Raw genomic sequence first — 19,788 nt, forward strand, 5'->3', positions numbered from 1 at the left:
TTAAATTAAAGCTCTTTGATGCCCATTTTTGCCTGATACTGTTTGAGCGTTTCGAGAACGTTGCATTTTACGTTGATAAAATGGGTGATGCCTTTGGCGATGAGTTCTTCGTTTTCGCCTCCGGCAACTACGAGAAGCGCCTTGTCCCCTAATTTTTCAGCAATCTGAGGAACGGCCTCCGGATATTCTTCATCTGAAGAGCAGGCAACCACTATGTCGGCCTTGGCCTCGATGGCGGCTTTGACACCTTCCTCGATAGTCGAGAAGCGGTTGTTGTCGACAACTTTGAATCCGGCTACAGCGAAGAAGTTGCAAGCGAACTGCGCCCTTGCCCTGCACATTGCGAGGTTTCCGAAAGTGAGCATGAAGGCCATAGGCTGTTTTCCGCTCTTGTCGGTCGAATAGCGCAATTCCTCGAACGGCTGTGCCGCACGGTATTTTTCCAGAGGCTCGGCAATCTGAGGCCTGTTGATTTCCGGTTTCACAGCCCCGCGTTTTACGGTTTCGAGGGCGATGCCGTCATGGATTTTCTCGAGGAAGTTAGGGTACTGGTTGGTGCCGAGGATTGTCGCGCGGCGTGTTTCGAATTTCTTGTCGCGGTCTGCCGAAACGGCCTTGATTTCTTTCTGTACGTGCCCGGACTTGAAGGCTTCGATGTAACCGCCTTCATCGATGGTCTTTTTGAAGATGTCCCAGGCGACTTTCGCTATGGAAGCAGTAAGGGTTTCTATATAATAGGAACCTGCGGCCGGGTCAACTACCTTGTCGAAGTGGCTTTCTTCCTTCAGTATGTTCTGCACGTTGCGTGCGATATGCGAGCTGAATTCGTCAGGCTTCTGGAAAGCATGGTCGAACGGGAGCACTTCGAGCGAATCTACGCCGGCTATTGTGGCGCTCATCGCTTCGGTAGTGTCGCGGAGCATGTTCACGTATGCATCGTATACAGTCTGGTTCCATGCGCTTGTAACCGCGTGTATCCTCATCTTCATCGCACATCCGCATTCTACGCCGTAATCTTTGACGATGTTGGCCCAGAGCATGCGTGCCGCACGGAATTTGGCTATTTCCATGAAATAGTTGGAACTTACGGCGAAAGTGAATTTGATGCGGCGGGCGGCTTCTTCAGCCTCTATTCCGAGGTCGGTCAGCCTGTCCATGTATTCGACTCCCATTGCGAGGCCGAATCCGAGTTCCTGGGTGATGGATGCTCCGGCATCGTTGAAAACGTATGGCCTTACTCCGATTACCCTTATTCCTTTATAGTCTTTGACAAGCCTTATGCACTCGGCTGCCGTTTCGAAAACGTTGTCGTTGCAGAAATAACCTTTGGTGTTGAGTGTCCTGATAGGGTCGAAATCGAAGGAAGCCCTGATGGCATCCTTGGCGTAACCTTTCGATTCCACGTATGATATGAAGCGCCTGATGGTTTCAGGGGCTTCAGTGCAAAGTGAAACGAAATTGACTTCTACAGCGGAAAGTTCTATCCCGTTCAGGAGGGCGGCCATATCGGCATCCGAAACCTCTCCCTTCATGATGAAGCCGATTGAGTCGGCCCCTTTCATGAGTGCGTCGAGGGCGTGTGCGTTTGCCTTGTCATAGCCTTCGCATACGCAGAAATCCTGACGTATGAGCCAGCGGTTGTCTTCTTTCGTACCGCGGACATAAGGGAATTCACCCGGCTGGGTGCCGAGGTGTTTTACCTCCTGAAGATCTTCGGCGCGGTAATAAGGACGTACTTCGAAACCTTCACCTGTCTTCCAGACGAGTTTCTTGTTGTAGTCAGCGCCTTTGAGATCCCTGTTGATGACCTCCTCCCACTCTTGGGTGGTTACAGGAGGAAATTCAGCAAATAATTTCTCTGCCATTTTTTAATATTTTAGATAAAAACTTATTGTCTTTCCCAATAATCCCGGCAAAGTTACATAATTTTCTGACAGTTTGGACAGTTTTAAAATATTCCTTAGAATTGTATGTCACTAATCGACAAATATCGATAATAATTTCGAGGATGTCTTTTCCTTTACCTTGATGGATGGTTTCTATGTTGCCTATCCGTCCTAAACGTGTATAACTATAGCCCGAGGAAAACGTTTTGCAGAACAGTACGGCGCAGGACGAGCCGTATAACATCGAGTCTCATGTCTGAATCGTTCCGGGCGATAACTTTCTGTCGGCAGGCTTTTATGCCCTCTTCCTAAAAAAAGACAGTGGTGGACTTTCTTTATATAACGATATAACCAACTGTATTACAGCAAATAGCACTTATTACTATTTCTTGAAGTAACAAGACAGAAACAACATAGGTGATTTATGAGAACTCAAAGGAATGTTTGCCAGACTTGCCTGATGGATGCGAAAGAGGGGGTGTCTAATGCATCGACTTCCTGAATCTTGGATTCAGGTGCAATGCAGCATTTAACTATTCTGTAAAAACACAACCCTATGGTTGTTCGGTTCTGGATAATTATTGTACCTTTGCAATCAAGACAGGAAAAGGATGTATTTCAATGGACACAACGGCAGATAAAACGCTTTCCGTTGCTTCGGTGCCGGAAGCGCAAAGGATGGAACAGGATATAAAGGATTGGGCGCAGTATTCTCAATGGATTGCCGCCGCCATGTTCAAACGGATGTCGGAACTTGGCTTGACACAGAAAATGCTTGCCGGAAAGATGGGCTGCACCCAGCAGTACATATCCAAGGTGTTGAAAGGGAAAAAGAATATGTCGTTGGAAACCATCTGCAAGATTGAAAACGCATTGGGCATTGAGATTATCAAAAACCTGAATGAAATTAAGTAGTAAAAGAGGTATGGCTAAAGACAGGGAAAAGATAGAGGACAAGGCAAATGAACCGGTCGCAAATTGCGACCAGTTACCTATGGCTGCCGATATACAGCCGATGATTCGAGTAATCAGAGGTCAGCAAGTTATTATTGACAGGGATTTGGCTTTGTTGTATGGTGTGGAAACCAGAGCATTGAATCAGGCAGTAAAACGTAATATCGAGCGATTTCCTGACGACTTCATGTTTCAACTGGACAAAGAAGATGTAGAAATCTTGAAATCACAAAATGTGACTTCAAGTTGGGGTGGCGACAGAAGGTTGCCTTATGCTTTCACCGAACAAGGTATCGCCATGCTTAGCTCCGTCTTGAAATCACAGACTGCGGTGGAAGTGAACATCCGCATCATGAGAGCCTTTGTGTCCATGCGCCGTTTCATCGCTACCAATTCCCAACTGTTCCAACGGCTTGAAACGATAGAATATCATCAGCTTGAAATGAAACGGCATCAGGAGGTGACGGACAAGCGCATCGACGAGGTGTTCAAACGACTGGAAGCCAATATTCCTCCCATGCAGGGTATATTCTACGACGGGCAGGTGTTTGACGCTTACCGTTTTGTATCTGACTTGATACGAAAGGCAAAACGCACCATTGCGCTGATTGACAACTATGTGGATGATACGGTACTGACCCTGCTCGACAAAAGGGAAAAAGGAGTGACTGCCACTATCTACACACAACGTGTAAGCGACCGGTTCCAACTGGATGTTGACCGTCACAACGCTCAATATCCGCCAGTCAGGATAGAGCGGTTCAACAAAGCGCATGACCGTTTTCTGCTTATAGACGACGAAGTGTACCACATCGGGGCATCGATTAAGGATTTGGGCAAAAAGTGGTTCGGGTTCACGCTTATGCGTGACATTCCGGTCTCAGAAATCATCAATAGAATCAAGGATTAGCCAATGTGCAAATTGGTTTTAAAACAACAAGGTAATAATGGATTATACAATATACGAATTTTCGCTTTTCATTGCGTTGCCGTTGATGCTGTTCTTCGGCTTTTATTTTTTGTTGGCTAAAATACCGGAAAAAGTCATTTTCGGAAATTATCTGCGCTCCCGTCGGATCATAGGGATAGCGTTGCTGCTGCTTGCCGCCAATTATTCGGTGCATTTCTTTTTCGGAATCCGGTTCAAGAACGCCGATGCTGCCATTCTGATGAACCTTTCGACCTACTTCCTGTGTTACTGGCTTTTCAGTTCGGCACTCACAATTCTGTTAGACCGTTTTTACATAACGAAACGTCGATTATGCACACATATCAGTCTTTGGATTATATATTCTATTCTTTCCTGTATTGTATTGCTGCTACTGCCGAAAGGAATCTTCCAGACGGTTGCATTGCTGGTTCTGGCTGCTTGGCTGGTCATTTATGGATTGGTTCTGGCTTGCAGACTTCTTCGGGCTTATAATAAGGCGATCCGGATTTTTAAAGACACTCAAGCGGATGACATCGACGCGTATATCAAATGGCTTTCCATATTCACTTACTGGGCTATTATCTTCGGTGTCGGATGCGGACTATTGACATTCCTTCCGGATAAATATGTTTACATCTGGATTCTGTCATCGATACCGTTCTACAGCTACCTGTTTTATTCTTACCAGAACTATATGATATTTTATGAACAGGTTGAACGTACTTTGGAGATAGGAAATGAACCGGTTGAAGAAGTAAAGGCTGAATCAGAAAAGGAATTGCCTAAATATTTTGAAAACATCGAGAACAATCTGATTCCATGGCTGGAGCGTAACGGTTACACGCAGCCGGGGCTAACCATACAGGATTTGACACAAATGCTCGATACAAACAGAACATATCTGATTGCTTATATAAAGGAGAAATATAAGGTCTCATTCTGTGAATGGATAACCGGACTAAGACTGGAATACGCCAAAAAACTACTGAAGGGACATCCCGAAATGAGTGTGCAGAAATTGGCTGAATCATCAGGCTTCTTATCCCGTAGTTACTTCATCAAATCTTTTACCAAGAAAGAAGGATACACACCGGCCAAGTGGAGAAAAGCCAATATGGAGTAATTTTATGATAAAACCAGAATTTTCTATTGACTAAAAGTGCTCTATTGACAAAATAAAAGTGCTCAATCAGCAAAAAAGTGCTCATACAACAATTTGAAAAGTGCTCAATCGGCAAATAGTATAAAACGCTAAAATTTTGCAGAAAAAGTATTTATAATATTTGTGCCGGTAAATGCTATTTATTACCTTTGGGGAAGACAAAGATAATCAATTCAAGTTTATATGAGCAGAAAAATCACTTTTCTTACCCTGTTTCTGTGGCTGATGACGGTAACTTTTCCTGTCATTGCGCAGCAGAAAGCAGACACGACCTACACCTTCCGCTTCGTTCCGCAGAAGGACATGTTCTACGTGCCTTGGAATGGGAATGACACGGAGCTTGCCCGCCTGCTGGAGTGTATCGAAAGCAACAAAGCAACAATTCTTGACGGCAAGCTGCCGCTATTGGTTGACGGCTACTGCAACTCATTAGGCAGTGAAGCCGAGAACCTTGCCACGGCAAAGATCCGTGCCAACCGTGTGAAATCCGAACTGATTACACGCGCGGAAATAAAAGAGGAGAATTTCATCACCCGCAACCATGCGACTGAGGGTGACTTTGTCACCGTACGCCTGACGGTACCGGTCAAGGAAACAGCCGCGACGGATGCGGAAGCGGAAGCACGACGCAAGGCGGAAGCCGAACGACTGGAAGCCGAGAAGCGTGCCGAACAGGAACGACTTGCCGAAGAGCGGCGCAAGGCGGATGAAGCCCGACTTGCCGCTGAAAAGGCAGAGGCAGAGAAAGCCGCTCAACAAAACACACTTGCCGACACTCCGTCGGAAACCAAAATCACAAATGATTGTCATCTCTCCCTGCGTGCCAACCTGCTGCGCTGGGCCACCCTGACACCCGATTTAGGGCTTGAATGGCGCATCTGCCCGTCGTGGGGCATTGCCGTAAACGGCTCGTGGACTTCATGGAGCTGGAGCGACAAAGACCGCCGCTACGCTCTGTGGGAAGTGGCTCCGGAAGTGCGTTACTACATGGGCGAGAAGAAAGCCTGGTATCTGGGTGCGATGTTCAAGGCCGGACAGTTCAACTACAAGCTCTCCGAAACGGGCAAGCAGGGCGACCTGATGGGTGGCGGCATCACTGCCGGCTACCAGCTGCGGCTGAACAAGGCATTAGATCTTGATTTCAACCTCGGTCTGGGCTACCTGAATGCCGACTATGAGAAATATGAAGTCATCGACGGTGTACGAGTGCGCAAAGGCAGTGAGACAAAGGACTGGTGGGGCCCCATCAACGCCGGTGTGACATTGGTGTGGAAACTTTTCTAACAGAGGGAGGAAGACGATATGAAAGTAAGACAATATATAAATATGATGGGAATGGCAGCCGCCGTGCTGCTCTCTTCCTGCGTGAAGGACACGCTCTATGATACGCCGCACCCCGACCACGGGAAGATTGCGGTGACAGCCGACTGGTCGGCCCGCGGTGAGGGCATCGACATACCTGCCACATGGACGGTCACCATGGGCGACTACACGGGTACGGAGACTTCCGCCACCCATGCCCCCGACCATCTGTTTGCTCCGGGCAGCTACACCCTTGCGGTGTGGAACCCGGCTGAAGGAATCACGGTAAGCGGTACCACCGCCACCGTTGCCGCAGCCACGGGAAACCGGGCAGGCATGGATGCCTTTGTGAACAATGCTCCGGGATGGTTCTTCACCTATACGGAACAGGTGAGCATCGAGAAAGACAAGGACTATCCGCTGACCGCCGCGATGAAGCAGCAGGTGCGCGAGCTGACGCTTGTCGTCGAGCCGACGGGTGATGCCGCCGGACGCATCACGGAGATTGTTGCCCATCTGACGGGTGCAGCCGGAACACTCGACTTCGCAACCGATACCTACGGAGCCGCTTCGAACGTCGTGCTGCCCTTCACGAAGATTACCGAAGGAGCCGATGCCGGCAAGTGGAAAGCCACGGTGCGGCTGCTGGGTGTGACCGGCACGGAACAGCTGCTGACGGGCGAAATCCGCTATGCTGACGGCAACCCGACACCCACCACGCTGAAAAGCGACCTTACGGAAGCTCTCGCGGCCTTCAACACCGGAAAGGGCGAATCGCTGACCCTCGGCGGAACGCTGGTTGAGACTCCCGAAGGCATGGAAGTGGACGGAGCCGGAATTACCGGCTGGGAAGAAGTGAAAGGTGATGATGTAAATGCCGATTTGTAAATAATTAGCAAACCGAACGCAGAAGCAAAGCTGGATTTGATTATGCTGAGGTACAGCAATTATTGAAATGGAATTTAACAAATATAATGACAGATATAATGAAGACAAGATTTTTTGCACTTGCGGCGCTCGCCCTCGCACTGGCAGCCTGCAATAACGACAACGAGATTCTGAACAATGACGGTCCCGTGGCCGCCCGGTTTATCGCCGACATCGCCCCTGCCACCCGCGCCAGCGGAACCACATGGACTGGCGGAGACCGCATCGGCGTCACCGACATCGGTAACGATACCCGGTACGGCAACGTGCCTTTCATCCTGAAGAACGGGAAATTTGAGGCAGAAGAAAAGGTCATCTATATCGAAGATGTAAAGACCCATACTTTCCGCGCCTACTATCCGTACAACGCGGCGGGAGGCACCCTCGCAGCCACGACCGATGCCACGGCGCAGCAGAACCAGCCTGCCATCGACTTCCTCTTTGCTTCAGGAGCCACGGGAGACAAAAACAGCCCGGTGGTGAGCTTCACCGACAAAACCGACAAAGGCGGTGCAGACAACTCCTTCCACCACCGCATGAGCCGGATAACCCTTACCTTCGAGGTGGGCGACGGTGTGGATTTCAGTGTGGTCAAGCCTGAACGTTACACGCTGGGCGGATTGATACTCACCGGTACGTTCAATACTGCCGACGGTATTGCCACCGCAGACGACGGGGCACAGACCGGAGAACTGACTATGAATCTGGCCGACGGCAACCTCACGTCATCGGTCATCCTCTTCCCGCAGACAGCTGCCTCCCTGCCGTTGACTGTGAATTACAGAAGTCAGAATTATCATGCCACGCTCACCGTGCCCGAAGGCGCACTGCAGGCGGGAAACAACTATACCTATACCGTCAAGGTACGCAACAAAGGCCTTGAAGTCAGCGAAGCCACCATTGCAAAGTGGAACGATGTAGACGGCGGAGAAGTGGGTGCTGACCTGTAAGACATTACTAATTAAGAATGAAGAATTATGAGACATAGATTATTTATCCCCGCAGCCACCGCGCTGCTGCTCGGCCTTGCTGCCTGCACACAGGACGAACTGGCTGACGGTAACCGTCTGCCCGAAGGTGAATATCCCGTAGTCATCCGTGCCACCGGACTGTCCGTAGAGGCAACGCCGCTGGCAGCCCCATCCACCCGTGCCACCGTGGACGGCGACTGGCAGGGCGTACAGACCGTAGCACTCAAGATAGGCGACGCAGTAAAGGAATACACCGTAACGGCTACGGATGCCGACGGATACAAGAGCGCCACGCTCTCATGCGAGAACGACCCGCACTACTGGACCAGCCGCGACCCGATTACCGTATCGGCATGGTGGCCCCTCGATGATACAGACATCACACGGATGCCTGCCGTGAAGGTGGCCGAAGACCAGAGCAAATTGGCAGACTTCCAGAGCAGCGACTTCATCTCCGCCATCGACCAAACGGTGGAATTTGACGACCCGACACTTGAATTTACCCACCGCACGGCACGCGTGGCCATCGAACTGAAGCCCGGTACGGGATTCACGAGCGTCGCCGGTGCCACGGTGAGCCTCATGAGCCTGTCCGCCGATAACGGCAACCCGACCGCCATCCAGACCTACCACGCAAGCGGCAACAGCTACGAGGCACTGACCGCCCCGCAGACCGTTGCGAAAGGCGAGCCGTTCATCCGCGTGGAACTTGGCGGCGGCAACTTCTACTTCCGCCCGCAGAACGACGTCGTGCTGGAGGCGGGCAACCGCTATACCTACACCGTCAGGGTGAACGCCACCGGCCTGACGCTGGAGGGCTGCACCATCGGCGGCTGGGAACCCGGCCAAGGCGAGAGCGGCGCAGCCGAGGATTTGGGCTACATCTACGACAACACCACCAAGACCTACACGGTCTATAACGCAGACGGCCTGCTGGCATGGAACGAAGCCGCGCAGAGCGACCTCAGCATCAACTGCACCCTCACAGCCGACATCGACCTGACTGACGAGACATGGACACCGATAGGCAGTGGGTTCGGTCCTGATAACGGTTATCAAGGCACCTTCGACGGGCAGGGACACAGCATCACAGGACTGACCATCACCACAAACACAACAGACGGCGAGAATGCCGCATTGTTTGACGGTATCGGGAGTGACGGAACGGTGAAGAACCTGCAAGTAGAGGTGAACTACACTGTGCAGCAAAACGGTGCGGCCGGCGGCATAGCATATGCCAACTACGGTACCATTACCGCCTGCTCCGTAAAGGGAGATATTACTGCAAATAGCGGTGCTGTCGGTGGCATTGCTGTTAGTAACCTCGACACCGGCATCATCACTGCCTGTTGGTATAACGGACAGTTGAAGGAGCGCAATATAGGAGGCATAGTCAGTAACAATAATAACACCGTCACCGCTTGCTACTGGGGCGGCAATGCCGGACAAGGAGTAAATAATAATATGGGAGGAACGGTAGATGCCACGAAGGTGGAGGGTGCGACCACTTGGCAGGACGCTGTCGAGGGCATGAACGCCGCCCTCACCGGCAACGACTACCAGTGGGTACTCGGCCCCGACGACCTGCCCGTACTGCAAAAGAAACAATAACAACCCCTAAACAACACACATCATGAAACGAACAACCATCCATATATCCGCAGCCCTCGCCCTGCTGCTCGGCCTAGCCGCCTGCACGCAGGACGAAGCGGGCTTCCTGTCGGAAGGCACACCCATCGTCTTCACCGCCACGGGGCTGAACCCCGACGCGACCGCCACCGCCGGCACCCGTGCCCCCGTGGACGGGAACTGGGAGGGCGTGCAGAGCGTGGCAGTCCTGATGGACGGCACGGTGAAGGCATACAATGTGACGCCCTCCACCTCCGACCACACCGGCGCCACGCTGACCTCCACCGACCCGCACTACTGGACCAACCACGATAACATCACCGTCACGGCGTGGTGGCCCTACACCGCTGGCGAGACAACCCCGCCTGCCGTGAAGGTAGCTGCCGACCAAAGTGCCCGGAAGGACTTCGAGGGCAGCGACCTCATCGTAGCCAAGGAACAGACGGTGAGCTACGGCAACCCCACACTCCGCTTCACCCACCGCACGGCGCGGGTCACCGTCATCCTGACGGACTACACCGAGGGGATGGCGTCCGTCAAGTTGACCGGCCTCTCCACCGAGAACGGCAACCCCGCCCAAATCATCCCGTATGACAAGGGTAACGACACCTACACCGCCCTCGTAGCCCCGCAAAGTGTGGCAACGGGCACGGCCTTCATCACCTGCGCCTTCACCAACGGCAAGGTCTTCGTCTATAAGATGCAGAGCGATACCCACTGGCAGGCGGGCGAGGAATATACCTACACTGTCTCCCTCGCTGCGGCAAAAGACCCGGGATACACCGTATCTGAGGACGGCAAGACCTACGAGGTCTACAACGCCGAGGGCCTGAAGAACATCGCCGAACTGGTGAACGAAGAATGGAAGTTAGACATCAATATCACCCTGACCAACAACATCGACCTGACAGGCATCGACTGGACACCGATAGGCAAAGATGATAACAAAGCATACACCGGCACCTTCGACGGCAATGGCAAGACCATCACGGGGCTGACCGTTACGAGAAGTAACCGATATACGGGTCTGTTCGGCTTCATCAAAGGCACGGTGAAGAACGTAGTGCTGACAGAAGTAAACATAACAAGTGGCACGTTCGTCGGCGGCGTGGCGGGATGGAGCTTTGGCGGCAACATTGAAAACTGCTCGGTGTCGGGCAGCGTCAGCGGTAGTAGCGGTAGCGACGTAGGTGGTGTGGTGGGCTATCAACAGGTCGGTTCCATCACCGGATGCAGTTCCTCGGCCACAGTGAAAGGAACGGAGCGTGCCGGCGGCGTGGTAGGTGTAACGAATGGTGGTACTACTCCCCTGACCGCCTGCTATGCCACAGGCAACGTGACCGTTGAAAATGACGGTACAAGCAACGCCTGGGCCGGCGGTATAGTGGGAATGAACGGAACTGGCACTCTCATTGCCTGTTATGCCGCGGGCAACGTCAGCGGTAACATTGTAGGCGGCGCAGTGGGAGTAAACTATGCCACCGTGACCGCCTGCTACTGGAGCGGCCTCCCCGACAATGACAACGGCGGAGCCACGAAGGTAGACGGCACAACCGTTACCTGGCAGAACGCCGTTGATGCCATGAACAATGCCTTGAACGGCTCAGGCTGGCAGTACGAACTTACCGGAGCATTGCCTACATTGAAGAAACAGTGAACCGTTAGGCGGGAAAAAGTCCCGCTTGAAACGGAATATAACCGAAGTATAACCCCAATAAAGAAAGGAACTCCCATTCCGGGCGGGAGTATTGTGCCCGGTAACATCATACAGACACCGCAGCCCGCTACCGTAAGGTCAGTGGGCTGCATTTTCTTACACCTGCGCACCAAGATAGCGGCAGGATATGTGCTGATACTATTCGTCATTTTCGGCATCGTCTATATTTGGCTCAATGAACAGAACAGACAACAGGAATTGGAAGCTACTACCTACAAAATAAGAAGTCTCCGCAAGGATGTACACGAGGTATATATAAGTCCAGAACCTGCCGCAGCGAGCGTATAGACAGCATATGCCAGCTGCTGGCTGAAAAGGAAAAATTGCTGAATAGAATCATGCTGGTACTCTACGAACAAGAAGAGATAAAGGAAAAGATAGCAAAGCAAGTGCCGGTCATAGCTCGGAAAAGTACGCGCGAAAAACCGCAGAAAAGGAAACGTACCGGTTTTCTGGGACTTTTCGGAAAGAAAGAAGAAGCCAAACCGACCGCAACGACCCCATTTGGGTGCAAGGATAGATGCAAGTTTTACAAAAAGCTATGAATAAAGGAAATGCCTGTATATAAAAGAATGCATACTATTCCTGCCAGTTGGCAAGTTCTTGATAATCGAACTCGTTGTTGAAGAAGCCGAGCACCTTGTCGGGCAGAAATCCAGACGGTTGCTCTTTGCCGAATAGTCGCGCCAGAGTCGGGTGGCTGCACTTTTAGCTTCCTTGTGCCTCAGTTCAAAAGGTTTGATGTGCTCCTCGAAAATGCGTTCGAAGTCTGCTGCATAGAGTCCTTACCTGTCCGACGACAGGTATCCGTCCGTTTCCGAAAGCAGGGAAATGGAACATTCCAATAACCGGGCGGGATTATCCCGTGCGAGATTTTCCGTCTCCTTGACAAGGCTGTTCGTGTCGTTGAAGTCCCGGTAAAACAGGGATAATGACAGGGCCCGGCCAAAAGAGAAACCATCCTGGTTGCAGGTGGCGACAAGCGTGTTTACCTCGCGCACCCTCTGCGGGCTATTCGATAGCATATCTTTCATAATCAAAGGAACATTGTCATATATGCCGGAAGGTACAGGATATCCTCCTCTTTGCGCATGTCTTTCGTGTAAATCAGATACTTGTTTCTTATCCTTGCTGAAAACTTATTGCAAAAGGCATCAAGCGAAGCATGTGTCTTGTACCCGGAAGATTTTACCTCAATGGGACTTACCTTGTCCCCGTCCGCAATCAGGAAATCCACTTCATAGTTGTGTTTCCCGCTCTCTGTAGGGAAAGTATAATAGTACAGTTCATGCCCGGCTGCTTTCAGCATCTGTGAGATGACGTTTTCATAAACATAGCCGAGATCCGCGCTTAACTTGTCACTGAGAAGTTTGTGGTAAATCGTATTGTCGGTAAACTTCTTGTCCCAAAACGCGAGTGTAACGAACAGACCCGTGTCTGCTGCAAACATCTTGTACTTGTCGGGATTCTGATGCAATGCCATCCCTGTACCCGGATCATTGGCATGGTAGGCCATGTTGACCACCATCGACTCTCTGATTTCAGATATGATTTCAGCCAGGCTTGAATTACGTGTGCCGTCAGTCGCGCTCCATGCCAGGTATCTGTTGGCGTTTCCCGTCAGCTGAGCCGGAATCTGACGGAATATCTTTGAGGCGTTTCCTGTCGGGTCTATCTTGTTGAAATCGTCTTCATACAAGGTTATGACAGACCGTTTCACGCTGTCAACCTTTTCAAGATTGTTGGTATCCAGATAGGCAGCTACGGCCTGCGGCATTCCTCCGACAAGCATGTACAGACGGAAATCGCGCATCAGCTTGCGGTTTGTCGCGTCCCCCAGGGATGTCCTGTTCAAAAAGCATCCCTGAAGCAGTTTTACTGTGGCCGTATCTCCCAGGGCCCATTTGAACTCCTCGTAGTCCATCGGGTACATGTAGAGCTTGGTTTCTTCACTCGGTATCAGGATATCCCTGACGTTCTTGCGTATGGATATGAGCGAACCGGTTTCTATATAATCATATCTGCCGTCTTTTACAAGATACTTGATGGCTTGTCTTGCCTTAGGGGCAAGCTGGACTTCGTCGAAAATGATGACTGATTTCCGCTCTTTCAGCTCGACACCGTATTCAAATTGCAGCCGCCTTATCAGCGCCTTGTATCAGTACGGCCGTTCTGCCTTCATCCGTCCGCTTCCAATGCAGCAGCTCTTCGTATATTTTTCTTTTGAATACCATATATGATGTTGTTAGCAAGTACAAAGATAACACATAATTACACGAATCTCAAAATCTATATAGGCAAAAATTACACTAATCTCAAAATTACAATAGTGCGGCAATGTCAAAGTAGGGAGAATACCTATGACTCCGGTTCTCCACGTTCCGGAAGCCATGACAATGCCTTGACAGGAAGCGGGAGTGATATGGGTTTGGAGTTTTTCTGCATCACCACCGACACGAAATGTCGCCCGCCATTGACGGATATGTCCCTCCAACGCAAATCCGTAACATCACCCACGCGTAGCCCGCAATAGCAGGCAAACAGGAATCCTTGCGTATATTCTCCTTTACATAAGGGGTATTCTCCGGCTTGCGGAGTGAGAGGCTCGGATTGTAGCCACCCGGCATAATCGACACAGAATTTTTTGCCCATGTCACATGTGATAAATGAAAGAAAAATTTTGTAATTGCTGAAATATCGCTAACTTTGCGCCCCAGAATAAAGGAGGTGTAAGTTAAGTGATTATTGTACCGATAAAAGAAGGCGAAAACATAGAGAAGGCTTTGAAGAAATTCAAAAGAAAATTTGAGAAAACGGGTGCTCTCCGCGAGCTTCGCGCAAGGAAGACTTTCGTAAAACCGTCAGTGAAGAGGAGGGAGGAAATAAAGAAAGCCATCTATGTTCAGAAAATGCAGCTCCGTGACGAATAATGCTCATTCTGAAGAAAAACGATAGTGCCGTGCCTTTCAGGGTGCGGCTTTTTTGTTGCCGTCGGCCGGGCCTTTGGACGGACTGGCCTTTGGATGGACAGGCGAGACTTTCGTTTTCCACCTCACGTCCATCCGTGGTTTTTGTAAGTGTGTAATAATCAGTATTTTATCAAAATTGCTCCTGCTTTTGGGTACCTCAGAAAGTACCCAAATCCAGCCCTGTTTTTGTAAGTTGTTGATTATCAGTCGCTCCAAAATAAGACGATGGACGTGGGGTGGAAAAATATGCAGGCAAAATCGGATTTTCCCTCCTCATTCCTCTCCCTTAGGACATAAGCACACACACATTTTCATGACCTTCATGCTGCATTTTACTGTATTTTTTATAACTTGCATTGTTTAAGGGAAGTAATGGATATCTATGGGGAAAGGCAATGTCACAAGCGGCGGCGGTTTTACAAGCGACAATAACAGTCTCATAAGCAGTTATATAGATTATCTGGCTTTTGAGAAACGTTATTCCGTGAATACGCTGGAAAACTATCTCAGGGACGTGGAGGACTTTCTGTCGAAATGCGGTCTTGTGCCGGCTGTTGCGGGGGATAAGGTGGAGAAGGCGGAGAGGGTTTCGCCCGATACGCAGCCCGAGGCCTTGCCCCGTACCCTGTATTCCATTCTGTCTCCCGGCGATGTGGCCATTTGCGCCCGCCTGCTCTCATACAGTACGGCGGATGTCGTTTCCTGCCTTAACAAGGACATGCTGCGTTCCTATATGGCGGCCAGTGTAAAGGCCGGGATGTCAGCAGCCACTGTGAACAGGCGCCTGTCTTCAGTCAGCGGATTATGCCGGATGGCTGTGAAATTCGGCCTGATAAAGTCCAATCCCGTGCTTGCGGTCAAGCATCTGAAACAGCCGGTGCGCCTGCCGTCGTTCTACACGGAAGAATCGGTTTCGGGCTATATCGACAATAATCAGATAGGAGAGGGTGCGACCGTTTCGGAGTCGAGGGACAGGCTCATAGTCGTTCTTCTGTATTCGACCGGAATACGCCGTGCGGAACTGATTTCCTTGAAAGTCGAAGATGCGGATTTGTCGAGGAAAATACTTCGCGTGATGGGAAAGGGAGGAAAAATGCGAGAAATTCCGTTGACGGATGAAGTATGTGAAAAAATTTTATTATATTTACGCAAAGTTGGTGCGAAACCTGGGATGCCGTTGTTTGCGACGGATTCGGGAAAGCCTCTGTATCCGGCCTTTGTCAACAGGGTAATCAAACGCCAGCTGACGGATTTCGGAGGTTTCACAGGCAAGAGGAGCCCGCATGTACTGAGGCATACGATAGCGACCCACCTGCTCAACAGGGGCGCGGACATAAATGCGATAAAGGAGATGCTCGGACACGCCTCGCTGTCGACGACACAGATTTATACCCACAACAGTTTCGACCAGCTGAAAAAAACTTATTTAACCGCTCACCCAAGAGCTAAAAAAGGAGGGAAACATGGAGATTAGAGTTCAATCTGTCAAATTCAACGCTGATCAGAAGCTGTTGGATTTCATTGACAAGAAAGTTAACAAACTTTCCAGATTCTTCGATGATGTAATCAGGACTGAGGTCATCCTCTCGCTGCTTCCTGATGTGGACAACAAAAATGTCAAGATTAAGGTGATGATACCGGGCAATGACCTGGTTGTCGAGAAAAATGCATCCACATTCGAGGATGCCGTCGTAGACTGCGTGGCAGTGCTGAAAGACCAGCTGGTGCGCACTAAGGAGAAGAGAGGCGATGTGCGGAAGAAGATGCCCGTGGATGAATTGATTGGATGATTCGGATGAGATTGTATGTTATATTTTCATGATTTATAATTTTTTGATTTGATTGAGTCAGGGGGGTGCTTCCGCATTCCCCTGTTTTTTGGGGATTGTTTTATGGAAAATGCGGGTGCCGGGATTTTAGGCTGTATGCTGGAAATCATGTCCGAACACGGTTTCGGGCGGGATGTTGTTTTTACTGTGTTTGCCGGAGAGGGCGGAAACGGCAGGGACGGCCGTGACCTGGCCGCACTGCTTGCCGTGCAGGGCTTCGAATGCAGGGTGGTGCATGCCTGTGATGCCGGGGCATACCTGTCCGGACAAGCCGGAAGGAAGGCTTTGCCTTGTGAGATCTATGTCGATGCCTTGCTCGGTACCGGACTCGAAGGCCGGATTTCGGACGGCCTTGTCCCGCTTGTCAGCCATATCAATGGCTCCGGAGCCTTTGTAGTGTCCATTGACATCCCTTCGGGAATGCCTCCCGAGCCTTTAGCCGGCAATGAGGACTTCGGCTGTATGGTCAGAGCGGATGCGACGGTGGCGCTCGGTTTTCCGAAACTTTCCATGCTTCTGCCACGTTACGGAGACAATGCAGGACGGATAGCCGTCGTCCGCATGGAGCCGTCAGAAAAATTCATTTCCGTCCTTCCAGGAAAATATTATTATACGGATGAGGCTGCGTATGCGGCGACCGTCAGGGACGAGCCGGCATTGGGCAGACCACGCAAATTCGCCCATAAGGGAGATAACGGACATTTGCTCTGTGTCTGCGGTAGTACCGGTATGATAGGGGCGGCCATTCTGGCTGTCGGTTCGGCCTTGCGTTCCGGCTGCGGCCTGGTTACTTCGCGTATCCCGGCTTCGGAAAGGCTTGCCATGTATGTGTCCAATCCCTCGGCCATGGTAAGCTGCGATTCCGGTGACTGTTTTGCCGCTTTGCCGGATGATATGTCGAAATACACTGCCGTATGCGTAGGTTGCGGCTTGGGTACCGATGAGAGCACCGTATCCGCGCTTTTATCGCTTTTTGCCTGCGGGAAGCCGATGGTCATCGACGCGGATGCCCTTAACCTGATATCCATGCACGGGCATTTGCGCCGTGCGGTCCCGGCAGGCAGCATACTTACTCCGCATCCCGGAGAATTGCGCCGTCTGACAGGTGGCTGGAGCTGCGAGTGTGAAAAACTCGCCAAGGCGGCAGCCCTGGCGAGCGAATTGTCTTCGGTGGTGGTCTTGAAAGGTGCGCATACGGCGGTCGTTTCCCCTGATGGCAGGATATTCTTCAATTCCACCGGCTGTCCCGGCATGGCCAAGGGAGGAAGCGGCGACGTGCTTGCGGGCTATGTCGGAGGCCTTCTTGCACGCGGCTGCGCTCCATTGGCGGCAGCCATAACAGGCGTATACCGTCATGGCCTTGCCGGAGAAAAGGCCGAAAGGCAGTTCGGCTGGGAGGCGATGTCTTCGGCCGATGTAATGCGCTGCCTCCAATAATCGCCGTGGCTGTTTGCAGCCTTCGGAATGCTGGTGTTTACAGCCTTTCGGCTACTTTATCCCAATCTATGTGTTCCCATACGGCCTTGAGATAATCGGCGCGCCTGTTGCGGTAGTCTATGTAGTAGGCATGTTCCCACACATCGAGGGTCATTATTGGCCTGAGGCCTCCGCGCAGAGGGTTTCCTGCATTGGACTCGGTGGTTATCACCAATTTTCCTTCTTTGTCGACGGAGAGCCATCCCCAGCCGGAACCGAACTGTGCGGTCGCCTTCGCTATGAACTGGTCGCGGAACTGTTCTTCTGAACCGAAGTCGCGCCTTACGAGGCTCGAAAGTTTTTCAGGCATCGTTTTCTTCGCCGGTGTGAGCGTAAGGAAGAAGAGCGTGTGGTTCCATGCCTGTGCGGCATTGTTGTAAACCGGTCCGTCGGCCTTCATTATGATTTCCTCCATGGACATGTTTTCATACCCGGTCCCTTCAATCAGTTTGTTCAGCGTGTCTATGTAAGTCTGCAAATGTTTTCCGTAATGGTAATCGAAACTTTCTTCGCTCAGGACAGGAGCGAACGCTTCCTTTCCGTATGGAAGCTCGGGCATCAAATGTTTCATATCGTTTCCTTTTTTATTGTTAGTAATTGAAAAATCAAATATAAGGATTTTTTGATAATTTTGTGTCCGGGTATCTGTCGAATTTTAATACGGTTTAATACTGATTTCTATTTTTAATGCGAATTTAAAATAAAGGTATCGGATAATTGGGGACATCTGGCGATGGAAAAATTTTTTTCGGAGGCTTTGGAGGATTTCGGAAATTATTTGAGGCTTGAACGGGGCCTTTCCGAAAATACGGTATCATCGTATGTCAGCGATGTGGCCTTGTTTTTCGATTATCTGTCTTCCGTGGAGGGCGGGTCCGCTCCGGAGAGGCCCGAAGACTGCGACCGTTATTGCGTGTCGTCATATCTTGCCGGACGGCTCGATACCCTTTCTTCCCGCTCGCAGGCGAGGGTGCTGACCTCGATAAGGACGTTTTTCAGTTTCATGATGGAGGAAGGACGGTGCGATGAAAATCCGTGCGAACTTATCGATACTCCGAAGCCTCAGAGGAAACTCCCTGTCGTGCTTTCTGTCGAGGAAGTCGGGAGGATGATTTCTTCCGTAGACCTTACCGACCCCCTCGGGCACCGTAACAAGGCCATACTGGAGGTGATGTACGGTTGCGGGTTGCGTGTAAGCGAGGCCGTTTCCATCAGGGTTACGGATATATTTGCCGACGAACAGTTCATCCGTGTGATAGGGAAAGGGGATAAGCAACGTCTTGTCCCGATTGGCGAATGCGCCCTGTCGGCCATAAGGTATTATATGCCGGACAGGAAGCGGATACTCGACTCATGCAAAACGGCGATGAAGGATACGGATGTGCTCTTTCTGAACCGCCGTGGGAAGCCGATGACCCGTGTAATGGTATTCAATATAGTCAGGGAGGCTGCCGCACGTGCCGGCATAACCAAGGACATCTCCCCGCATACCCTAAGGCATTCCTTTGCGACCCATCTTATCGAAAACGGGGCCGACCTCCGTGCGGTACAGCAGATGCTCGGACATGAGAGCATAATGACTACGGAAATCTACACCCATGTCGATGCCTCAAAATGGCAGAAAACAATCCTGTCCCACCACCCGAGGGAAATTTGATGAAGACGGTAAAGCCGGATTTGTCTGGCGGGTGGCTTTTCTGGTAGGTTTTCTGGAGGGTGGATTTTCTGGTGTTTTTTCTGGGACGGATTGATTTTTTGCGGATTTCTCACCCCATGTCCAAGAGGTGTTTTGATAAAACATTGATAATCAATAAGTTAGTTGATATAGCCCTGCTTTTGGGTATGTCGTGAAGTACCCAAAAGCAGCCTGTGTTTTCGCAAGTTATTGATTGTCAGTTGTTTCTAAGAGAGCAGGATGGCTGTGGGGTGGAAAATATGTCGATAGAATCCGGAAATCCCTCTTCGTCCATCTTCTGAATGTTTGGAGCGAGTTGTATTTTGCTAAGTTATTAATAATCAGCGAATTGTGAAAATT

19 protein-coding genes and 2 pseudogenes are annotated in these 19,788 nt (G+C 50.8%); 15 read left to right on the forward strand and 6 right to left on the reverse strand.

Annotated features, from left to right (window positions below; genetic code table 11):
* Positions 1–5 precede the first annotated feature (5 nt).
* Positions 6–1,865, reverse strand: a complete 1,860-nt coding sequence (locus tag B5F83_RS03430) for a methylmalonyl-CoA mutase family protein (RefSeq protein ID WP_087276541.1) — start codon at positions 1,863–1,865, stop codon at positions 6–8.
* A gap of 178 nt (positions 1,866–2,043) precedes the next feature.
* Positions 2,044–2,160, reverse strand: a pseudogene (locus B5F83_RS10825) (cyclophilin-like fold protein); the annotation flags it as partial.
* Between the two features lie 347 nt (positions 2,161–2,507).
* Between B5F83_RS10825 and B5F83_RS03440 the strand changes: the two are divergent.
* The 10 genes from B5F83_RS03440 to B5F83_RS03480 all read left to right on the forward strand — a co-directional run bounded on the left by B5F83_RS03440 (position 2,508) and on the right by B5F83_RS03480 (position 12,024).
* Entirely contained in the window at positions 2,508–2,801 is a 294-nt protein-coding gene (locus tag B5F83_RS03440) for a helix-turn-helix transcriptional regulator (protein ID WP_087276535.1), read from the forward strand.
* Positions 2,802–2,811: 10 nt separating this feature from the next.
* Positions 2,812–3,750, forward strand: a complete 939-nt coding sequence (locus tag B5F83_RS03445; protein ID WP_087276793.1) for an ORF6N domain-containing protein — start codon at positions 2,812–2,814, stop codon at positions 3,748–3,750.
* Positions 3,751–3,835: 85 nt separating this feature from the next.
* On the forward strand, positions 3,836–4,894 hold the full coding sequence (locus B5F83_RS03450) for an AraC family transcriptional regulator (RefSeq protein ID WP_087276790.1): 1,059 nt from the start codon (positions 3,836–3,838) through the stop codon (positions 4,892–4,894).
* A 222-nt stretch (positions 4,895–5,116) separates the two neighbouring features.
* Positions 5,117–6,217, forward strand: a complete 1,101-nt coding sequence (locus B5F83_RS03455) for a DUF3575 domain-containing protein (protein ID WP_087276532.1) — start codon at positions 5,117–5,119, stop codon at positions 6,215–6,217.
* Between the two features lie 18 nt (positions 6,218–6,235).
* Positions 6,236–7,123, forward strand: a complete 888-nt coding sequence (locus B5F83_RS03460) for a FimB/Mfa2 family fimbrial subunit (RefSeq protein ID WP_087276529.1) — start codon at positions 6,236–6,238, stop codon at positions 7,121–7,123.
* A 98-nt stretch (positions 7,124–7,221) separates the two neighbouring features.
* Positions 7,222–8,112, forward strand: coding sequence for a fimbrillin family protein (locus B5F83_RS03465; protein ID WP_087276788.1), 891 nt, complete (start codon positions 7,222–7,224; stop codon positions 8,110–8,112).
* A gap of 27 nt (positions 8,113–8,139) precedes the next feature.
* Entirely contained in the window at positions 8,140–9,744 is a 1,605-nt protein-coding gene (locus B5F83_RS03470; protein WP_087276526.1) for a fimbrillin family protein, read from the forward strand.
* 22 nt (positions 9,745–9,766) lie between these two features.
* A complete protein-coding gene (locus B5F83_RS03475) occupies positions 9,767–11,419 on the forward strand; it encodes a fimbrillin family protein (protein ID WP_087276523.1) in 1,653 nt (550 codons plus the stop codon).
* A 93-nt stretch (positions 11,420–11,512) separates the two neighbouring features.
* Positions 11,513–11,767 carry a hypothetical protein gene (locus tag B5F83_RS10525; RefSeq protein ID WP_143822447.1) on the forward strand — a complete coding sequence of 85 codons (255 nt, stop codon included), beginning with the start codon at positions 11,513–11,515 and terminating at the stop codon, positions 11,765–11,767.
* 50 nt (positions 11,768–11,817) lie between these two features.
* Entirely contained in the window at positions 11,818–12,024 is a 207-nt protein-coding gene (locus tag B5F83_RS03480) for a hypothetical protein (RefSeq protein ID WP_087325240.1), read from the forward strand.
* A 240-nt stretch (positions 12,025–12,264) separates the two neighbouring features.
* Here B5F83_RS03480 and B5F83_RS03485 read toward each other — a convergent pair whose 3' ends face one another.
* From B5F83_RS03485 to B5F83_RS03495, 3 genes and pseudogenes are all read right to left on the reverse strand, one after another.
* Positions 12,265–12,504 (reverse strand): hypothetical protein, encoded by a 240-nt coding sequence (locus B5F83_RS03485; protein ID WP_143822448.1) that lies wholly within the window; start codon positions 12,502–12,504, stop codon positions 12,265–12,267.
* 11 nt (positions 12,505–12,515) lie between these two features.
* A pseudogene (locus B5F83_RS03490) lies at positions 12,516–13,713 on the reverse strand (DUF4143 domain-containing protein).
* A 124-nt stretch (positions 13,714–13,837) separates the two neighbouring features.
* On the reverse strand, positions 13,838–14,131 hold the full coding sequence (locus tag B5F83_RS03495; protein ID WP_143822449.1) for a tyrosine-type recombinase/integrase: 294 nt from the start codon (positions 14,129–14,131) through the stop codon (positions 13,838–13,840).
* A gap of 86 nt (positions 14,132–14,217) precedes the next feature.
* On the opposite strand from B5F83_RS03495, the gene rpsU reads away from it, so the two are divergent.
* From rpsU to B5F83_RS03520, 4 genes are all read left to right on the forward strand, one after another.
* Positions 14,218–14,409 (forward strand): 30S ribosomal protein S21, encoded by a 192-nt coding sequence (gene rpsU / locus B5F83_RS03500; protein WP_087276514.1) that lies wholly within the window; start codon positions 14,218–14,220, stop codon positions 14,407–14,409.
* Between the two features lie 421 nt (positions 14,410–14,830).
* Positions 14,831–15,922, forward strand: a complete 1,092-nt coding sequence (locus B5F83_RS03510; protein ID WP_087276510.1) for a tyrosine-type recombinase/integrase — start codon at positions 14,831–14,833, stop codon at positions 15,920–15,922.
* Positions 15,912–16,238 (forward strand): HPF/RaiA family ribosome-associated protein, encoded by a 327-nt coding sequence (locus B5F83_RS03515; RefSeq protein ID WP_087276507.1) that lies wholly within the window; start codon positions 15,912–15,914, stop codon positions 16,236–16,238. The genes B5F83_RS03510 and B5F83_RS03515 overlap by 11 nt, the downstream gene beginning before the upstream one ends.
* A 102-nt stretch (positions 16,239–16,340) precedes the next feature.
* The gene (locus tag B5F83_RS03520) at positions 16,341–17,714 is read left to right on the forward strand and encodes an NAD(P)H-hydrate dehydratase (protein WP_087276504.1); all 1,374 of its coding nucleotides are present in this window, start codon (positions 16,341–16,343) and stop codon (positions 17,712–17,714) included.
* Between the two features lie 37 nt (positions 17,715–17,751).
* Here B5F83_RS03520 and B5F83_RS03525 read toward each other — a convergent pair whose 3' ends face one another.
* Positions 17,752–18,324 carry a superoxide dismutase gene (locus B5F83_RS03525; protein ID WP_087276501.1) on the reverse strand — a complete coding sequence of 191 codons (573 nt, stop codon included), beginning with the start codon at positions 18,322–18,324 and terminating at the stop codon, positions 17,752–17,754.
* Between the two features lie 162 nt (positions 18,325–18,486).
* Between B5F83_RS03525 and xerD the strand changes: the two genes are divergently transcribed.
* Positions 18,487–19,410, forward strand: a complete 924-nt coding sequence (gene xerD, locus B5F83_RS03530; protein WP_087276498.1) for a site-specific tyrosine recombinase XerD — start codon at positions 18,487–18,489, stop codon at positions 19,408–19,410.
* Positions 19,411–19,788 lie beyond the last annotated feature (378 nt).

Source organism: Muribaculum sp. An289 (genome assembly GCF_002159555.1).
Lineage (GTDB): Bacteria > Bacteroidota > Bacteroidia > Bacteroidales > UBA932 > Merdivivens > Merdivivens faecigallinarum.

Excerpts from the sequence above, each read along its gene's own strand:
- xerD (WP_087276498.1), top strand. The coding sequence starts at position 18,487 with ATGGAAAAATTTTTTTCGGAGGCTTTGGAGGATTTCGGAAATTATTTG.
- B5F83_RS03520 (WP_087276504.1), top strand. The coding sequence starts at position 16,341 with ATGGAAAATGCGGGTGCCGGGATTTTAGGCTGTATGCTGGAAATCATG.
- B5F83_RS03515 (WP_087276507.1), top strand. The coding sequence starts at position 15,912 with ATGGAGATTAGAGTTCAATCTGTCAAATTCAACGCTGATCAGAAGCTG.
- B5F83_RS03485 (WP_143822448.1), bottom strand. The coding sequence starts at position 12,504 with ATGCTATCGAATAGCCCGCAGAGGGTGCGCGAGGTAAACACGCTTGTC.
- B5F83_RS03455 (WP_087276532.1), top strand. The coding sequence starts at position 5,117 with ATGAGCAGAAAAATCACTTTTCTTACCCTGTTTCTGTGGCTGATGACG.
- B5F83_RS03510 (WP_087276510.1), top strand. The coding sequence starts at position 14,831 with ATGGGGAAAGGCAATGTCACAAGCGGCGGCGGTTTTACAAGCGACAAT.
- B5F83_RS03440 (WP_087276535.1), top strand. The coding sequence starts at position 2,508 with ATGGACACAACGGCAGATAAAACGCTTTCCGTTGCTTCGGTGCCGGAA.
- B5F83_RS03475 (WP_087276523.1), top strand. The coding sequence starts at position 9,767 with ATGAAACGAACAACCATCCATATATCCGCAGCCCTCGCCCTGCTGCTC.
- B5F83_RS03525 (WP_087276501.1), bottom strand. The coding sequence starts at position 18,324 with ATGAAACATTTGATGCCCGAGCTTCCATACGGAAAGGAAGCGTTCGCT.
- B5F83_RS03430 (WP_087276541.1), bottom strand. The coding sequence starts at position 1,865 with ATGGCAGAGAAATTATTTGCTGAATTTCCTCCTGTAACCACCCAAGAG.
- B5F83_RS03465 (WP_087276788.1), top strand. The coding sequence starts at position 7,222 with ATGAAGACAAGATTTTTTGCACTTGCGGCGCTCGCCCTCGCACTGGCA.
- B5F83_RS03450 (WP_087276790.1), top strand. The coding sequence starts at position 3,836 with ATGCTGTTCTTCGGCTTTTATTTTTTGTTGGCTAAAATACCGGAAAAA.
- B5F83_RS03470 (WP_087276526.1), top strand. The coding sequence starts at position 8,140 with ATGAGACATAGATTATTTATCCCCGCAGCCACCGCGCTGCTGCTCGGC.
- B5F83_RS03480 (WP_087325240.1), top strand. The coding sequence starts at position 11,818 with ATGCTGGTACTCTACGAACAAGAAGAGATAAAGGAAAAGATAGCAAAG.
- B5F83_RS03445 (WP_087276793.1), top strand. The coding sequence starts at position 2,812 with ATGGCTAAAGACAGGGAAAAGATAGAGGACAAGGCAAATGAACCGGTC.
- B5F83_RS03495 (WP_143822449.1), bottom strand. The coding sequence starts at position 14,131 with ATGGGCAAAAAATTCTGTGTCGATTATGCCGGGTGGCTACAATCCGAG.
- B5F83_RS03460 (WP_087276529.1), top strand. The coding sequence starts at position 6,236 with ATGAAAGTAAGACAATATATAAATATGATGGGAATGGCAGCCGCCGTG.